This is a genomic window from Micromonospora sp. LH3U1 (genome assembly GCF_028475105.1).
Classification (GTDB): domain Bacteria; phylum Actinomycetota; class Actinomycetes; order Mycobacteriales; family Micromonosporaceae; genus Micromonospora.
In genome coordinates, this window is the sequence record NZ_CP116936.1 from 6,264,687 (window position 1) to 6,278,006 (window position 13,320).

The 13,320-nt window shown below is 71.9% G+C and carries 12 protein-coding genes and 1 pseudogene; 5 read left to right on the plus strand and 8 right to left on the minus strand.

Translation table 11 applies throughout. The features are described from left to right. Positions 1 to 109: 109 nt before the first annotated feature. From rpsI to PCA76_RS28715, 6 genes are all read right to left on the minus strand, one after another. Positions 110 to 583, minus strand: coding sequence for a 30S ribosomal protein S9 (gene rpsI, locus PCA76_RS28690; protein WP_272613550.1), 474 nt, complete (start codon positions 581 to 583; stop codon positions 110 to 112). A 20-nt stretch (positions 584 to 603) separates the two neighbouring features. Next, on the minus strand, positions 604 to 1,047 hold the full coding sequence (rplM, locus tag PCA76_RS28695) for a 50S ribosomal protein L13 (protein ID WP_272613551.1): 444 nt from the start codon (positions 1,045 to 1,047) through the stop codon (positions 604 to 606). Positions 1,048 to 1,256: 209 nt separating this feature from the next. Then, positions 1,257 to 2,639, minus strand: a complete 1,383-nt coding sequence (locus PCA76_RS28700) for an MFS transporter (RefSeq protein ID WP_272613552.1) — start codon at positions 2,637 to 2,639, stop codon at positions 1,257 to 1,259. A gap of 140 nt (positions 2,640 to 2,779) precedes the next feature. After that, entirely contained in the window at positions 2,780 to 3,073 is a 294-nt protein-coding gene (locus tag PCA76_RS28705; RefSeq protein ID WP_110563057.1) for a hypothetical protein, read from the minus strand. Further along, positions 3,063 to 3,320: a DUF6364 family protein gene (locus PCA76_RS28710; protein ID WP_088950199.1), complete on the minus strand. Its 258-nt coding sequence runs from the start codon at positions 3,318 to 3,320 to the stop codon at positions 3,063 to 3,065. The genes PCA76_RS28705 and PCA76_RS28710 overlap by 11 nt, the downstream gene beginning before the upstream one ends. An 89-nt stretch (positions 3,321 to 3,409) precedes the next feature. Continuing rightward, positions 3,410 to 4,105 carry a class I SAM-dependent methyltransferase gene (locus PCA76_RS28715; RefSeq protein WP_272613553.1) on the minus strand — a complete coding sequence of 232 codons (696 nt, stop codon included), beginning with the start codon at positions 4,103 to 4,105 and terminating at the stop codon, positions 3,410 to 3,412. A 637-nt stretch (positions 4,106 to 4,742) separates the two neighbouring features. On the opposite strand from PCA76_RS28715, the gene PCA76_RS28720 reads away from it, so the two are divergent. Genes PCA76_RS28720 through PCA76_RS28740 form a run of 5 tightly spaced genes read left to right on the plus strand, consistent with a single transcriptional unit; the run spans position 4,743 to position 12,277 of the window. Then, the gene (locus tag PCA76_RS28720) at positions 4,743 to 6,875 is read left to right on the plus strand and encodes a molybdopterin oxidoreductase family protein (protein ID WP_272613554.1); all 2,133 of its coding nucleotides are present in this window, start codon (positions 4,743 to 4,745) and stop codon (positions 6,873 to 6,875) included. Next, positions 6,872 to 8,311 (plus strand): FAD-dependent oxidoreductase, encoded by a 1,440-nt coding sequence (locus PCA76_RS28725; RefSeq protein WP_272613555.1) that lies wholly within the window; start codon positions 6,872 to 6,874, stop codon positions 8,309 to 8,311. Before PCA76_RS28720 ends, PCA76_RS28725 begins: the two co-directional genes overlap by 4 nt. Continuing rightward, on the plus strand, positions 8,308 to 10,845 hold the full coding sequence (gene nirB, locus PCA76_RS28730; RefSeq protein WP_272613556.1) for a nitrite reductase large subunit NirB: 2,538 nt from the start codon (positions 8,308 to 8,310) through the stop codon (positions 10,843 to 10,845). Before PCA76_RS28725 ends, nirB begins: the two co-directional genes overlap by 4 nt. Further along, positions 10,845 to 11,189: a nitrite reductase small subunit NirD gene (gene nirD / locus PCA76_RS28735; protein WP_272619704.1), complete on the plus strand. Its 345-nt coding sequence runs from the start codon at positions 10,845 to 10,847 to the stop codon at positions 11,187 to 11,189. Before nirB ends, nirD begins: the two co-directional genes overlap by 1 nt. Then, positions 11,189 to 12,277: a uroporphyrinogen-III synthase gene (locus PCA76_RS28740; RefSeq protein ID WP_272613557.1), complete on the plus strand. Its 1,089-nt coding sequence runs from the start codon at positions 11,189 to 11,191 to the stop codon at positions 12,275 to 12,277. The genes nirD and PCA76_RS28740 overlap by 1 nt, the downstream gene beginning before the upstream one ends. A 43-nt stretch (positions 12,278 to 12,320) precedes the next feature. Here the strand turns inward: PCA76_RS28740 and PCA76_RS28745 are convergent. Both PCA76_RS28745 and PCA76_RS28750 read right to left on the minus strand, forming a co-directional pair. Beyond that, positions 12,321 to 12,945 (minus strand): annotated as a pseudogene (locus PCA76_RS28745) (GTP-binding protein). After that, positions 12,926 to 13,291 (minus strand): DUF742 domain-containing protein, encoded by a 366-nt coding sequence (locus PCA76_RS28750; protein ID WP_007465174.1) that lies wholly within the window; start codon positions 13,289 to 13,291, stop codon positions 12,926 to 12,928. Before PCA76_RS28750 ends, PCA76_RS28745 begins: the two are co-directional and overlap by 20 nt. Between the last annotated feature and the right edge of the window lie 29 nt (positions 13,292 to 13,320).

Genomic DNA, 13,320 nt, shown 5'->3' on the forward strand with positions numbered 1-13,320 from the left:
AACCTCCGTTGCGCACTGCCGATGTGGAGAAAGCGAAACGGCCGACCCACCTCCCCGTAGCGGGGAGGCGGACCGGCCGTCCGTCAGAAGTACAACGCGCTGGTGAAGATCAGCGCTTCGAGTACTGGGGAGCCTTACGGGCCTTCTTGAGGCCGTACTTCTTGCTCTCCTTGACCCGGGCGTCCCGGGTCAGGAAGCCGGCCTTCTTCAGGGCCGGGCGGTCGTCCGGATCGTTGATGATCAGCGCACGGGCGATGCCCAGCCGGAGCGCACCGGCCTGGCCGGTGGTGCCGCCGCCACGCAGGTTGGCGATGACGTCGAACTGCTCGGGCTTCTCGGCGGTGACCAGCGGGTCCTTGATGAGCTGCTGGTGCACCTTGCTCGGGAAGTACGCCTCGAGGTCCTGGCCGTTGCAGGTGATCTTGCCGGTGCCCGGGACGATACGGACCCGGACGATGGCCTCCTTGCGGCGGCCCACGGTCTGGATCGGCCGGTCACCACGAGGCGCGCGGGCGACGGGCGCCGGTGCCTCGGTGGCCTCGGGAACTTCCGGGGCAACCTCGGTCTCGGTGATGTCGGTCATGCTGCTTCCTTCGCCCGCGCTCACTGCGCGATCTGCTTGATCTCGAACGGCACCGGCTGCTGCGCGAGGTGCGGGTGCTCGGCACCGGCGTAAACCTTCAGCTTCGTGATCAGCTGACGGCCGAGCTTGTTGTGCGGGAGCATCCCCTTCACGGCCAGCTCAATGGCCCGCTCGGGGCGCTTGGTCAGCAGCTCTTCGTAGCCGATCTGCTTCAGACCACCCGGGTAACCGGAGTGGCGGTAGGCGATCTTGGTCTGCCGCTTGTTGCCGGTCAGCGCAACCTTGCCCGCGTTCACGATGACGACAAAGTCGCCCGTGTCGACGTGCGGCGCGAAAGTCGGCTTGTGCTTACCACGCAGCAACGTGGCGGCGTGGGTGGCCAGGCGGCCCAGCACGACATCAGAGGCGTCGATGACGTGCCACTGACGCTCGATCTCACCCGGCTTTGGGCTGTACGTACGCACAGGTCTACCTTGTCTCGTCGTCGGTCTGGGGTCGCGCGCCGAGGTGACCAGATCTTGCAGGCCGGACCAGCGCGCACGAACGACCAAGCGTACCTGAAAGGGCACGCCTCTGGATGTCGTACAACAGCAGGCAACGATACCCGGCGCCCCGTCCGCAGGTCAAAACGGGGGTGCGGTCACGCGCGGCGACACGCCGACCGTGACCTACCTCACACGCCGGCGAGCCGATCGGCGCCCGGACGACGGTAGACGACCCACGTGATCACGAAACACAACGCGTACCAGCCGATGAAGGCCAGGTAGGCGGCGTCGGCGTTGCCGGAGCCGAGGAACGACTGGCGGAACGCGATGTTGACCAGCACCCCGCCGGAGGCGCCGATCGCACCCGCGATGCCGATCAACGCGCCGGTCATCCGCCGCGCCCAACGCGCGGCGGCCTCCGGGTCGCGGCGGCCGGCGGCCACCGCGTCCGCCGCCCGGAACCGGAAGATCGCCGGGATCATCTTGTAGGTGGAGCCGTTGCCGATGCCGGAGAAGACGAAGAGGGCGAGGAACCCGGCCAGGTAGAGCCCGAACGAGCGCTCCCGGGCCGCGAACAGCACGGCGCCCGCGCCGGCCGCCATCGCCACGAAGTTCCAGAAGGTCACCCGGGCCCCACCCAACCGGTCGGCGAGGTGCCCGCCCAGCGGCCGGATCAGCGAGCCGACCAACGGGCCGAGGAAGGTCAACCAGGCCGCGTCGACCGGGGTGGGGAACCGCTCGGCGAACTGGAGCTGGAGCACCTGACCGAAGGCGAAACCGAACCCGATGAACGAGCCGAAGGTGCCGATGTAGAGCAGCGACATGACCCAGGTGTGCGGGTCGCGCGCCGCCTCGCGCAACGCGCCCGGCTCATTGCGCGCCCCGGGCACGGTGTCCAACCAGCGGGCCGCCGCCAGCGCGGCCAACACGATCAGCGGCAGGTAGACCGCCGGCACCAACCGGGGGTACGCGGCACCGGCGGTGGCGAGGACCGCCAGCCCGACCAACTGCACCGCGGGTACGCCCAGGTTGCCGCCGCCGGCGTTGAGCCCGAGGGCCCGGCCCTTGAGCCGAGACGGGTAGAACAGGTTGATGTTCGCCATCGAGGAGGCGAAGTTGCCGCCACCGACCCCGGTGAGGCAGGCGAGCACCATCAGGGTGGAGTAGGACACCCCGGGTTCCAGCAGCACCGTCATCGGCACCGTGGGCACCAGCAGCAGCAGTGCGCTGATGATCGTCCAGCGTCGCCCGCCGAAGCGGGCCACCGCCAGGGTGTACGGCAGCCGCAACACCGCGCCAAGTGCGGCCGGCACGGCGGTGAGCAGGAACTTCCCGGCCGGATCGATGCCGTACGCGGGGCCGAGGAAGAGCACGGTGACCGACCAGAGGCTCCACACCGAGAAGCCGACGTGCTCGGCGAAGATCGAGACCCAGAGGTTGCGCCGGGCGATCGGCGCGCCGGTTGCCTGCCAGAAGTCGGGGTCCTCGGGGCGCCAGTCGTCGAGCCGGCGCCCACGCCCGGTGGCGACTGGCGGCCCGGCGGTGACTGCGGTGCTGGTGAGCGTGCTCACGGCGGCTCCTTCTCGTCGATGTGACGAGGAGAGACGCTAGGAATGCCGGGTTACCTCGCAGTGCCCGTCGCGGGTCGGCCGGGAAACGGGGATCGCACCACGGGCCGGCGGCGACAGTGAGCGCGCCACCCGGTCCGTGGTCAGAGTTGCTGGAGGATGCGCAGCGCGCGGCCGACCCGGAGCATGGTGTCGGTGTCGGCGACGTCCACGCAGTCGGTGAACCACTTCTTCATCGGCGAGGAGATGCGGTCGGGCATCACCACGTACCGGCCCATCGTCACGGCGAGCGGCGAGTCGCGCAGCAGCGACTCCTCGACCACCTCGACGACGATCACGATGGGCACGTCGGTGGAGTTGTAGACGTCTGAGCTGATCACGAGCCCGAGGCGTTCCCGGGCACCCTCGATGCGCCAGACCTCTCCCCTACGCAGCACGCGGCCGTCCGCCGGAGAGCAGGTCGTTGACCATGCCCACCTCGCGGGCGTCGGCGAGGGCGGCGGACTCCAGGTCCAGACCGGCACGGCCCACGGCGGCGGCGTGCGCGGTGAAGACCTCGCGCAGCGCCTTCTCCCGGGCGGCCTGGTCCATCCACGCGGAGAGCGACAGCCCCTCACGCTTGGCGAACCGCCGGGCCTCCTCGATCGTCTCGTCGGTGAACGACAGAGTCACCTTGGCAGTCATGCCGCTGAGACTACCCACAGGTATGACCGCCAGTCATCCACGCGCTCACCGGCTCGCCCACCGGCGTCGAAACGCGCATTCCGCCGGCTTCACCGGGCCCGACCGCCGAACACCGCGAAGCGCCACTCCTTGAAGTAGCAGTCGACGTCGACCAGGCCCGCCTCGGTGAGCCACCGGCACTGGTCGGCGACGGTCGCCGGCCGATCGTGGCGCATCCGCTCCCGGGAAGCCGCGATCTCGTCGGGGGACGCGCCCAGCTCGGTGATCCGCTCCAGCCACACCTCGTCGTAGCGCCGGTCCAACGCCGGAGTCGGGCCGGCAACCTGTTCGGCGTTGACGAACACCCCGCCGGGTGCCAGTGCGGCGGCGGCCCTCCGGTACAACTCCCGTTTGCCGGCGTCATCCAGGTGGTGGATCGCCAGGGCGCTGACCACCGCGTCGTACCGGCCGGGCGGCAACTCGTCGGCCAGGTCGGCCCGGACGGTCCGGTGCGGCACGGACCGGGCGTTCAACTGGTCGGTGGCGCGGGCGAGCATCGCCGGCGCTCCGTCCACCAGGGTCAGCCGGACTCCGGGCACCGCCGCGGAGAGCAGCAGCGAGAGCAGACCGGTGCCCGCGCCCAGATCCAACACCTCGGGGGTACGACCGGCCGCCAGCGCGGCGCGTAGCGGTGGCGTGGCCACCTGGACGGCCGCGCCGTAGAAGGCGTCGAAGCACGGCACCAGCCGCCTACGCGCCTCGTCGTACGTGCCGGCCACCGCGTCGAAGACGTCTGTCACGCTCATCGCAGCCTCCCAAATATCGAGAAAGATTTCCCACATTATAAGCGCTGCGCGTTGAAGGAGCCGGGAACCGTTCGTGCTGCGCTGGTTAGCCAACGGGGCGGATCGCCTTCGCCAGGTCTACGAAGCCGGCCCATGCCGCCGGTCCGAAGGTCAGCGTCCCGCCGGCGGACGCGTTCGCACCGGGGCCGCCCTTGACCTGCCCAGATCTTGGACAGTTTCCGTTACGCGAGAACGGAAACTGTCCAAGATCTCCAGAGGCGAGCACTCACGGGGCGGCCCCGCCGCCGTCGCCGGGCGTGCCCTGGCCGCCAGGGACCGTCGTTCCGCCCTGGCGGGTGAACCGACTCAACCGCCCGCCCGGCGGCCCGTCGCCCAACCACCCGCACGCCCGTCAAGCGCGGTCCGGTGAGGGTCGGGTGACCCGCCACGCCCGGTTCCTGGGCTGGCTGTCCCTGACCCGCCAACCACACCGCGCCGTGCGCTGACCGACTCCGCTGGTCGCGGCTGGCGGACGGCAGGTCGACCGCGACCAGCCACCCGTCACGCCCGCTGTCCCTGTGCGGTGTGAGCCCCACTTGACAGGACCGAAACAGAAGAGACCCGGGCTGGAAACTGCCCGGCGGCACGCTTTCCCGACATGACAGACGGTGCACGGCCGGCAACTCGACCGGGACTGACGCCCCGGGAGGTGGCGACGCACTGCCCGTACTGCGCGCTCCAGTGCGGCATGGTGCTGCGCGAGGACGACACCGGAGTGTCGGTCCACGCCCGCCAGTTCCCCACCAATCGGGGTGGGCTCTGCCAGAAGGGCTGGACTGCCGCCGACCTGCTCGACCACCCGGAGCGGCTGACCACCCCGCTGGTGCGCGACCCGGCCAGCGGCGAGCTGCGCCCGGCGAGCTGGGACGCCGCGCTCGATCGGGTCGTCGCCGGCATCCGCGCCATCCAGGACGACGCCGGCCGGGACGCGGTCGCCGTCTTCGGCGGCGGTGGCCTGACCAACGAGAAGGCGTACGCGCTGGGCAAGTTCGCCCGGATCGGGCTGCGCACGCGGCACATCGACTACAACGGACGGTTCTGCATGTCCTCGGCGGCAGCGGCCGGGATGCGCGCCTTCGGCATCGACCGAGGGCTGCCGTTTCCGCTCGCTGACCTGGGCCGGGCCGACACCCTGCTGCTGGTCGGCGCGAACCCGGCGGAGACCATGCCGCCGCTGGTGCGCTGGCTCACCGAGCAGCGCCGCAACGGCGGCCGGCTGATCGTCGTCGACCCCCGGGTCACCGCCACCGCCCGCCAGGCCGACCTGCACCTGCAACCGCTGCCCGGCACCGACCTCGCGGTGGCAAACGCCCTGCTGCACATCGCACTCACCGAGGGCTGGGTCGACCGGGCGTACGTCGCCGAACGCACCGCCGGATTCGAGTCGGTCCGCCGCAGTGTCGCCGCCTGGTGGCCGGCCCGTGCGGAACAGCTCTCCGGGGTGCCGGTGGCCGACCTGGAGGCGACCGCCCGCGCACTGGGCACCGGCGGTCGGGTGATCATCCTTACCGCGCGCGGTGCCGAGCAGCATGCCAAGGGCGTGGACACGGTCACCGCGTACGTCAATCTCGCCCTTGCCCTCGGCCTGCCGGGCCGCGACGGATCGGGGTACGGCTGCCTCACCGGCCAGGGCAACGGTCAGGGCGGGCGGGAGCACGGGCAGAAGGCCGACCAACTCCCCGGCTACCGGCGGATCGACGACCCGGCGGCCCGGGAGCACGTGGCGGGGGTCTGGGGGGTGCCGGCCGACGAGCTGCCCGGTCCGGGCGTGCCGGCCTATCAACTGCTCGACTCGCTCGGCACTCCGGGCGGCCCCCGGGCGTTGCTGGTGTTCGGTTCCAATCCGGTGGTCTCCGCGCCCCGGGCGACCCGGATCGAGCGCCGGTTACGCGACCTCGACCTCCTTGTCGTCGCCGACCTGCTGCTCTCCGAGACGGCTGCGCTGGCGGACGTGGTGCTGCCCACCGCCCAGTGGGCCGAGGAGGACGGCACCATGACCAACCTGGAGGGCCGGGTGCTGCGGCGACGCGCGCTACGCCCGCCCCCGCCGGGCGTCCGGACCGACCTGGCCATCATCTCCGCCCTGGCGGCGAGACTGGCCCCCGACGAGGCCGCGGCCACCGAGGCCGCAGCTCGGTTCCCGGCCGACCCGGCGGCCGTCTTCGCCGAACTGCGCCGCGCCTCTGCCGGCGGGGCCGCCGACTACGCCGGCATCAGCTGGGACCGGATCGACGCCACCGACGGCGTCTACTGGCCCTGCCCGACCGAGGACGGGCCGGACACGCCACGGCTCTTCGCCGAGGAGTTCGCCACCCCGGACGGCCGGGCCCGGTTCCACCCCGTCGACCATCGGCCGGCCGCCGAGGAGGTCTGCGCCGCGTACCCGTTGCACTTCACCACCGGCCGGGTGCTGGCGCAGTACCAGTCCGGCACCCAGACCCGCCGGGTGGCCGCGCTGCGGCGCGCCGCACCCGAGGCATTCGTCGAGTTGCACCCCGACCTGGCCACCCGGCTGGGCATCGACGACGGCGACCCGGTGCGGGTCACCTCGCGCCGAGGTGAGTTCCGCGCGCCGGCCCGTCTCAGCGCCCGGATCCGACCCGACACCGTCTTCGCCCCGTTCCACTACGCGGGGGCGGAACGCGCCAACTCGGTGACCAACGACGCGGTGGACCCGATCTCCGGGATGCCCGAGTTCAAGATCTGCGCGGTTCGGGTGGAGAAGGCATGACCGCCCGGGTGGTCATCATCGGCAACGGGATGGCGGGTGCCCGCCTCGCCGGTGAGCTGCACGCCCGGGAGGGCGACCGGAAGGTCACCGTGCTCGGGGCCGAGCCGCACCGCGCGTACAACCGGATCCTGCTCTCCACCCTGCTGGCCGGCCGGATCGACGAGCCGGACGTGGAGCTGACCGAGGCCGCCGGGCACGGCATCGACCTGCGCACCGGCGTACCGGTGAGCGCGGTCGACCGGTCCGCCCGGGAGGTCCGCACCGACGACGGCGAACGAATCTCCTACGACCACCTGGTGCTGGCCACCGGCGCCCGAGCGGTGGTGCCGCCACTGCCCGGCCTCGACCCGACCGAGCTGCCAGAGCGGGTGGTCCCCTTCCGGACCCTGGACGACTGCCGACGGATCCTCGCCGTGGCGGACGGGGCACGCAGCGCGTTGGTGCTGGGCGGCGGGCTGCTCGGGCTGGAGGCCGCCCGAGGATTGGCCACCCGGGGTCTGGTCACCACCGTGGTGCACCCTCGGGAGCACCTGATGGAACGGCAGCTCGACCCGGCGGCCGGCGCGGTGCTCGCCGGTACGCTCGCCGGTCTCGGCGTGACCATTCAGCTGGCGGTGCCGGCGACCGGCGTGACCGCCGACGCCACCGGCGTTCGCCTCGAACTGGCCAACGGCCGCACGCTGCGCGCCGACCTGCTGGTGCTCTCCTGCGGCGTACGCCCGGACACCGCCCTCGCGCAGGCCGCCGGGCTGACCGTCCGGCGCGGCGTGGTGGTGGACGACCGGCTCCGCACCAACGACCGGTCCATCTCGGCGATCGGCGATTGCGCCGAGCACGACGGTGTGCTCACCGGGCTGGTCGCACCCGCCTGGGCGCAGGCCCGGGTGCTCGCCGACGTGCTGACCGGGACGGAACCCCTGGCCCGGTACCGGCCCCGGCCGGTGGTGACCCGACTCAAGGCCGCCGGAATCGACCTGGCCTCGATGGGCGACGCGGTCAGTGGCGGGCCCGGCGAGGAGCTGACCTTCACCGACCCGGCCCGAGGCACGTACGCCCGATTGCGGATCCGGGACGAGCGGCTGATCGGCGCGATCCTGCTCGGCGACAACCCTGCTGTCGGCACGGTGATCCAGCTCTTCGACCGTGGTCACCCGGTGCCGACCGACCGGCGGGCGCTGCTGCTGGGCCGGGCACTCGGCGCGGTCGGCGCTGCTCCGGCCGCGTCACCGGCACTGATGCCGGACGCGGCCACGGTCTGCCAGTGCAACACGGTGAGCAAGGGCGCGCTGGTCCGCAGTTGGCGCTCCGGGGCCCGGACGGTCGACGCGGTGGTGGCGGCGACCCGGGCCGGCACCGGATGCGGCGGATGCCGGGACGCGGTGAGCGGCATCGTCGACTGGCTGAGCCAGGCGGAATCGGTGGAGGTGACGCGATGAACGGCGGCGATCTGATCGTCATCGGCAACGGCATGGTCGGGCAGCGCTTCGTCGATGCGCTGCGCGCCCGTGACCCACAGGGCAGCTGGCGGGTGACCGTGCTGGCCGAGGAGGGACGTCCGGCGTACGACCGGGTGCGGCTCTCGGCGTACTTCGACGGGGTGAGTGAGAGCGAGCTCAACCTGCACACACCGTACGACGGGGTGCGGCTGCGTCTCGGCGAGCCAGCCACCGCCATCGACCGGGCCCGGCAGGTGGTGACCACCGCCGTGGGCGAATATCGCTACGACATGCTGGTGCTGGCCACCGGGTCGTACGCGTTCGTGCCGCCGGTGCCCGGCGTGGAGCTGCCGGGGGTCTTCGTCTACCGGACCCTGGACGACCTGACGGCGATTCGTGCTTACGCGCAGGGCCGAACGGTCGGCGCGGTGATCGGCGGCGGGCTGCTCGGTCTGGAGGCGGCGAACGCCCTGCGGCTGCTCGGCCTGAGCACCGACGTGGTCGAGTTCGCACCCCGGTTGATGCCGGTGCAGGTGGACCAGGCCGGCGGTGCGATGCTCCGCCGCTACGTCGACGAGTTGGGCGTACGGACCCATCTCGGGGTGGCGACCACGGCGATCCGATCCGGCCCGGACGGCGGTGTGGCAGCCCTGGAACTCTCCGACGGTGGTGCCATCGACGCCGATCTGGTGGTGGTCGCCGCGGGCATCCGGCCCCGGGACCAGTTGGCCCGGGACGCCGGTCTGCCCCTGGGTCCGCGGGGCGGGGTGCTGGTCGACGCGACCTGCCGCAGCGCCGACGAACGGATCTGGGCGGTCGGTGAGTGCGCGGCGGTCGACGGCACCTGCCACGGTCTTGTCGCCCCCGGGTACGCGACGGCCGAGGTGGTGGCCGACCGGCTGGTCGGCGGGGCGGCGACCTTCCCGGGTGCGGACACCGCCACCAAGCTCAAACTGCTCGGCGTCGACGTGGCCTCGTTCGGCGACGCCCACGGCGCGACACCGGGCTGCCTGGACGTCACGTTCACCGACCCGGCCACCCGGGTCTACGCGAAGCTGGTCCTCTCCGACGACGCGCACACCCTGCTCGGCGGGGTGCTGGTCGGTGACGCCAGCGCGTACCCGACGCTGCGGGCCAGCGTGGGCGGTCCGCTGCCGGCTGCGCCACTGGCGCTGCTCGCACCGGACGGCGGCGGGGCGGACGCCGGGGCGCTGCCCGCCGCCGCCCAGGTCTGCTCCTGCAACGCGGTGACCCGTGGCGACGTGGACGCCGCAATCGCCGAGGGCTGCACCGACGTGCCGGCGTTGAAGGCGTGCACCCGGGCCGGCACGAGCTGCGGTTCCTGCGTGCCGACGCTGAAGCAGCTCCTGGACGCGGCCGGGGTGGCGCAGTCCAGCGCGCTCTGCGAGCACTTCGACGTCAGCCGGCGGGAGCTGTTCGAGATCGTCCGCGTACGCGGTATCCGCACCTTCTCCCGGCTGGTCGCCGAGCACGGTCGGGGGCGCGGCTGCGACATCTGCAAGCCGGTGGTGGCGTCGATCCTCGCCTCGCTGGGCAGCGGGCACGTGCTCGACGGTGAGCAGGCGTCATTGCAGGACACCAACGACCACTTCCTGGCCAACCTGCAACGCGACGGCAGCTACTCGGTGGTGCCTCGGATTCCGGGCGGGGAGATCACCCCGGAGAAGCTGATCGTGATCGGCGAGGTCGCTCGGGACTTCCAGCTCTACACCAAGATCACCGGCGGGCAGCGAATCGACCTGTTCGGGGCGCGGGTGGAGCAGCTGCCGCAGATCTGGCGGCGGCTGGTGGACGCCGGCTTCGAGTCGGGCCACGCGTACGGCAAGGCACTGCGGACGGTGAAGTCGTGCGTGGGCGAGACCTGGTGCCGGTACGGGGTACAGGACTCGGTGGGGCTGGCCATCGCGCTGGAGCTGCGCTACCGAGGGCTGCGCGCCCCACACAAAATCAAGTCAGCGGTCTCCGGCTGCGCCCGCGAGTGCGCAGAGGCGCGCAGCAAGGACTTCGGCATCATCGCCACCGAGACCGGCTGGAATCTCTACGTCGGCGGCAACGGCGGCTTCCGGCCCCGGCACGCCGACCTGTTCGCCACCGACCTGTCCACGGAAGCGCTGATCTCCCTGATCGACAGGTTCCTGATCTATTACATCCGCACCGCCGACCGGCTGCAACGCACGGCCGGCTGGATCGAGGCGATGGACGGCGGCCTGGACCATCTGCGCTCGGTGATCGTGGACGACTCGCTCGGGCTCTGCGCCGAACTGGACGCGGCGATGGCCCAGCACGTGGCGTCGTACTCCGACGAGTGGCGCGACGTCCTGGAAGACCCGGAACGGCTGCGCCGCTACACCTCCTTCGTCAACGCTCCCGACGTGCCGGACCCGTCGATCACCTTCGCTCGGGAGCGCGGCCAGCCGGTACCGATACGCGACCACCCCCCGGCCGGACCTGCGGCGACCGACGGTCACCGTCGGCAACCGGTCACCCTGGGCCTACCGGAGGTACGGCGATGATCCCGACCACCACGCTGAGCTGGACCGCCGTGTGCCCCCTGGACCGGCTGGAACCGGACCGGGGAGTCGCCGCCCTGGTCGACGGAGCGCAGGTCGCTCTCTTCCGGACAGCGGACGAGCTGTTCGCCATCGACAACCGCGATCCGGTCTCCGGGGCGTACGTGCTGTCCCGGGGCATCGTCGGCAGCCGTGGCGGAGTGCCGACGGTCGCCTCGCCGCTGCACAAGCAGGTGTACGACCTCCGCAGCGGGCACTGCCTCGACGTGCCCGGGGTGGCCGTGGCACGGCACGACGCGCGTTGCCGCGACGGGCTGGTCGAGGTGCGGCTGCGGCAGGAGGGTTGATGCGGGAAGAACTGGCGGGATTCACCATCGGGGTGACCGCCGACCGGCGGCGCGACGAGTTGGCCGCGCTGCTCGAACGGCGGGGCGCCCGGGTGGTGCTCGCTCCGGCGTTGCGGATCGTGCCGCTCTCCGACGACACCGAGCTGCGCGAGGCGACCCGCGCCTGCCTCGACCAGCCGCCGGACATCCTGATGGCCAACACCGGCATCGGGATGCGCGGGTGGCTGGAGGCGGCCGAGGGCTGGGGGCTGGCCGAGCCGCTGCGCTCGGTGCTGGCCAGCTCGTACGTGGTGGCGCGTGGCCCGAAGGCGCGCGGCGCGATCCGTGCGGCCGGGTTGCACGACCAGTGGTCGCCGGCCTCGGAGAGTTGCGACGAGGTGGTCGACCACCTGCGCCGGCGCGGCGTGGCCGGTCAGGTGATCGCCATGCAGCTGCATGGTGAGCGGCAGCCCGAGTGCACGCTCGCGCTGGAGGCGGCCGGAGCCACGGTGATCGAGGTGCCGGTCTACCGCTGGGCTCCGCCGACCGACCCGGCACCGCTGCACCGGCTGATCGACCTGATCGCCGGCCGGCTGGTGGACGCGGTGACCTTCACCTCGGCGCCAGCGGCCGAGGCACTGTTGCGGGCAGCCGGGGACCGTACCGACGCGGTGGTGTCCGCGTTCCGCAGCGACGTACTGGCCAGCTGCGTCGGCGCGGTGACGGCCGAGCCGCTGCTGCGGCACGGTGTGCCGGTGAGCGCGCCGGGTCGGGCACGGTTGGGCGCGCTGGTGCGAACCATCGTCGACGAGCTGCCCCGCAGGACCCTGACGTTCAAGGCCGGCGGCCACCTGCTCACGCTGCGCGGGCACGCCGCAGTGATCGACGGCGAGTTGCGGCCACTCGCCCCAGCCCCGATGGCGGTGTTGCGGGCACTGGCCCAGTCCCCCGGCCGGGTGCTGTCCCGCACGGCGCTGCTGCGGACGCTGCCCCGGGGCGCGGACGAGCACGCGGTGGAGATGGCCGTCGCCCGCCTACGCGCCGGCCTGCGCGCGCCTCGCGTGGTGCAGACCGTGGTGAAGCGCGGCTACCGACTCCGGGTCGACTGACGCGTCACGGCCGGCACACGTCGGCCGGCCGTGACGCGACTGTTCAGCCGACCGGCGTGGGGAAGCCCCGCCCGTGCTCGGACTGGAGCCGGAGCATGGCGTGCTCGACCACCGTCACCAGCACCTGCTTGACCGAGTCCCGGTGTCGGGCGTCGGTCATCACCAACGGCACCTGCGGCGAGATGGCCAGCGCCTCGCGGACCTCATCCAGCTCGTACTGGGGAGCGCCGTCGAAACGGTTCAGCGCCACCACGTACGGCAGGTTGCGGTTCTCGAAGTAGTCCAGCGGGGCGAAGGCATCGGTGATCCGGCGGGTGTCCACCAGCACAGCGGCACCCACCGCACCTCGGATGATCTCGTCCCACATGAACCAGAACCGAGTCTGACCGGGTGTACCGAAGAGGTACAGGATCAGGTCCTCGGCCATGGTGATCCGGCCGAAGTCCATGGCGACCGTGGTGGTCTCCTTGCCCGGCACCTTGGACGGGTCGTCGATGCCGACACCGGCCGCGGTCATCAATGCCTCGGTGGTCAGCGGTGTGATCTCGGAGATCGCCCCGACCAGTGTTGTCTTACCGACGCCGAAGCCGCCCGCGACAACGATCTTCGCGGAGACGATTCCCCGGCCCGGCCGCCCCCCCAGCGGGGTCATAGCCTGCGAAGTCCACTTAGCACCCTTCCAAGCAGTTCCATCCGCTCCTCGAACCCCTCGGCGGGAGCAGCAGTGTGTAACGTCAGCAGGCTCTCGGCCACCATGTCGGCGACCAACACCCGGGCGACGCCCAGAGGCATCCGGGTGTACGCGGCGATTTCCGCCAGCGACTGTGCTCGGCCTTCACAGACCGTTGCAATGCGGTGCTTGTCATGCCCGGCGAAGCGGGACTCGGCGACCTGGGTGGGAGACGCGGTGAGGACGGCCTCGAGGGCGATGTCCTGCCGCGGCTCCGTTCGACCACGGGTGACCGCGTACGGACGCACCAGCGCGCCGCGTGGGTCAGCGCGTCGTTGGTCCATTCCCGATCACCTCCTCGTCCCCTGCGGAG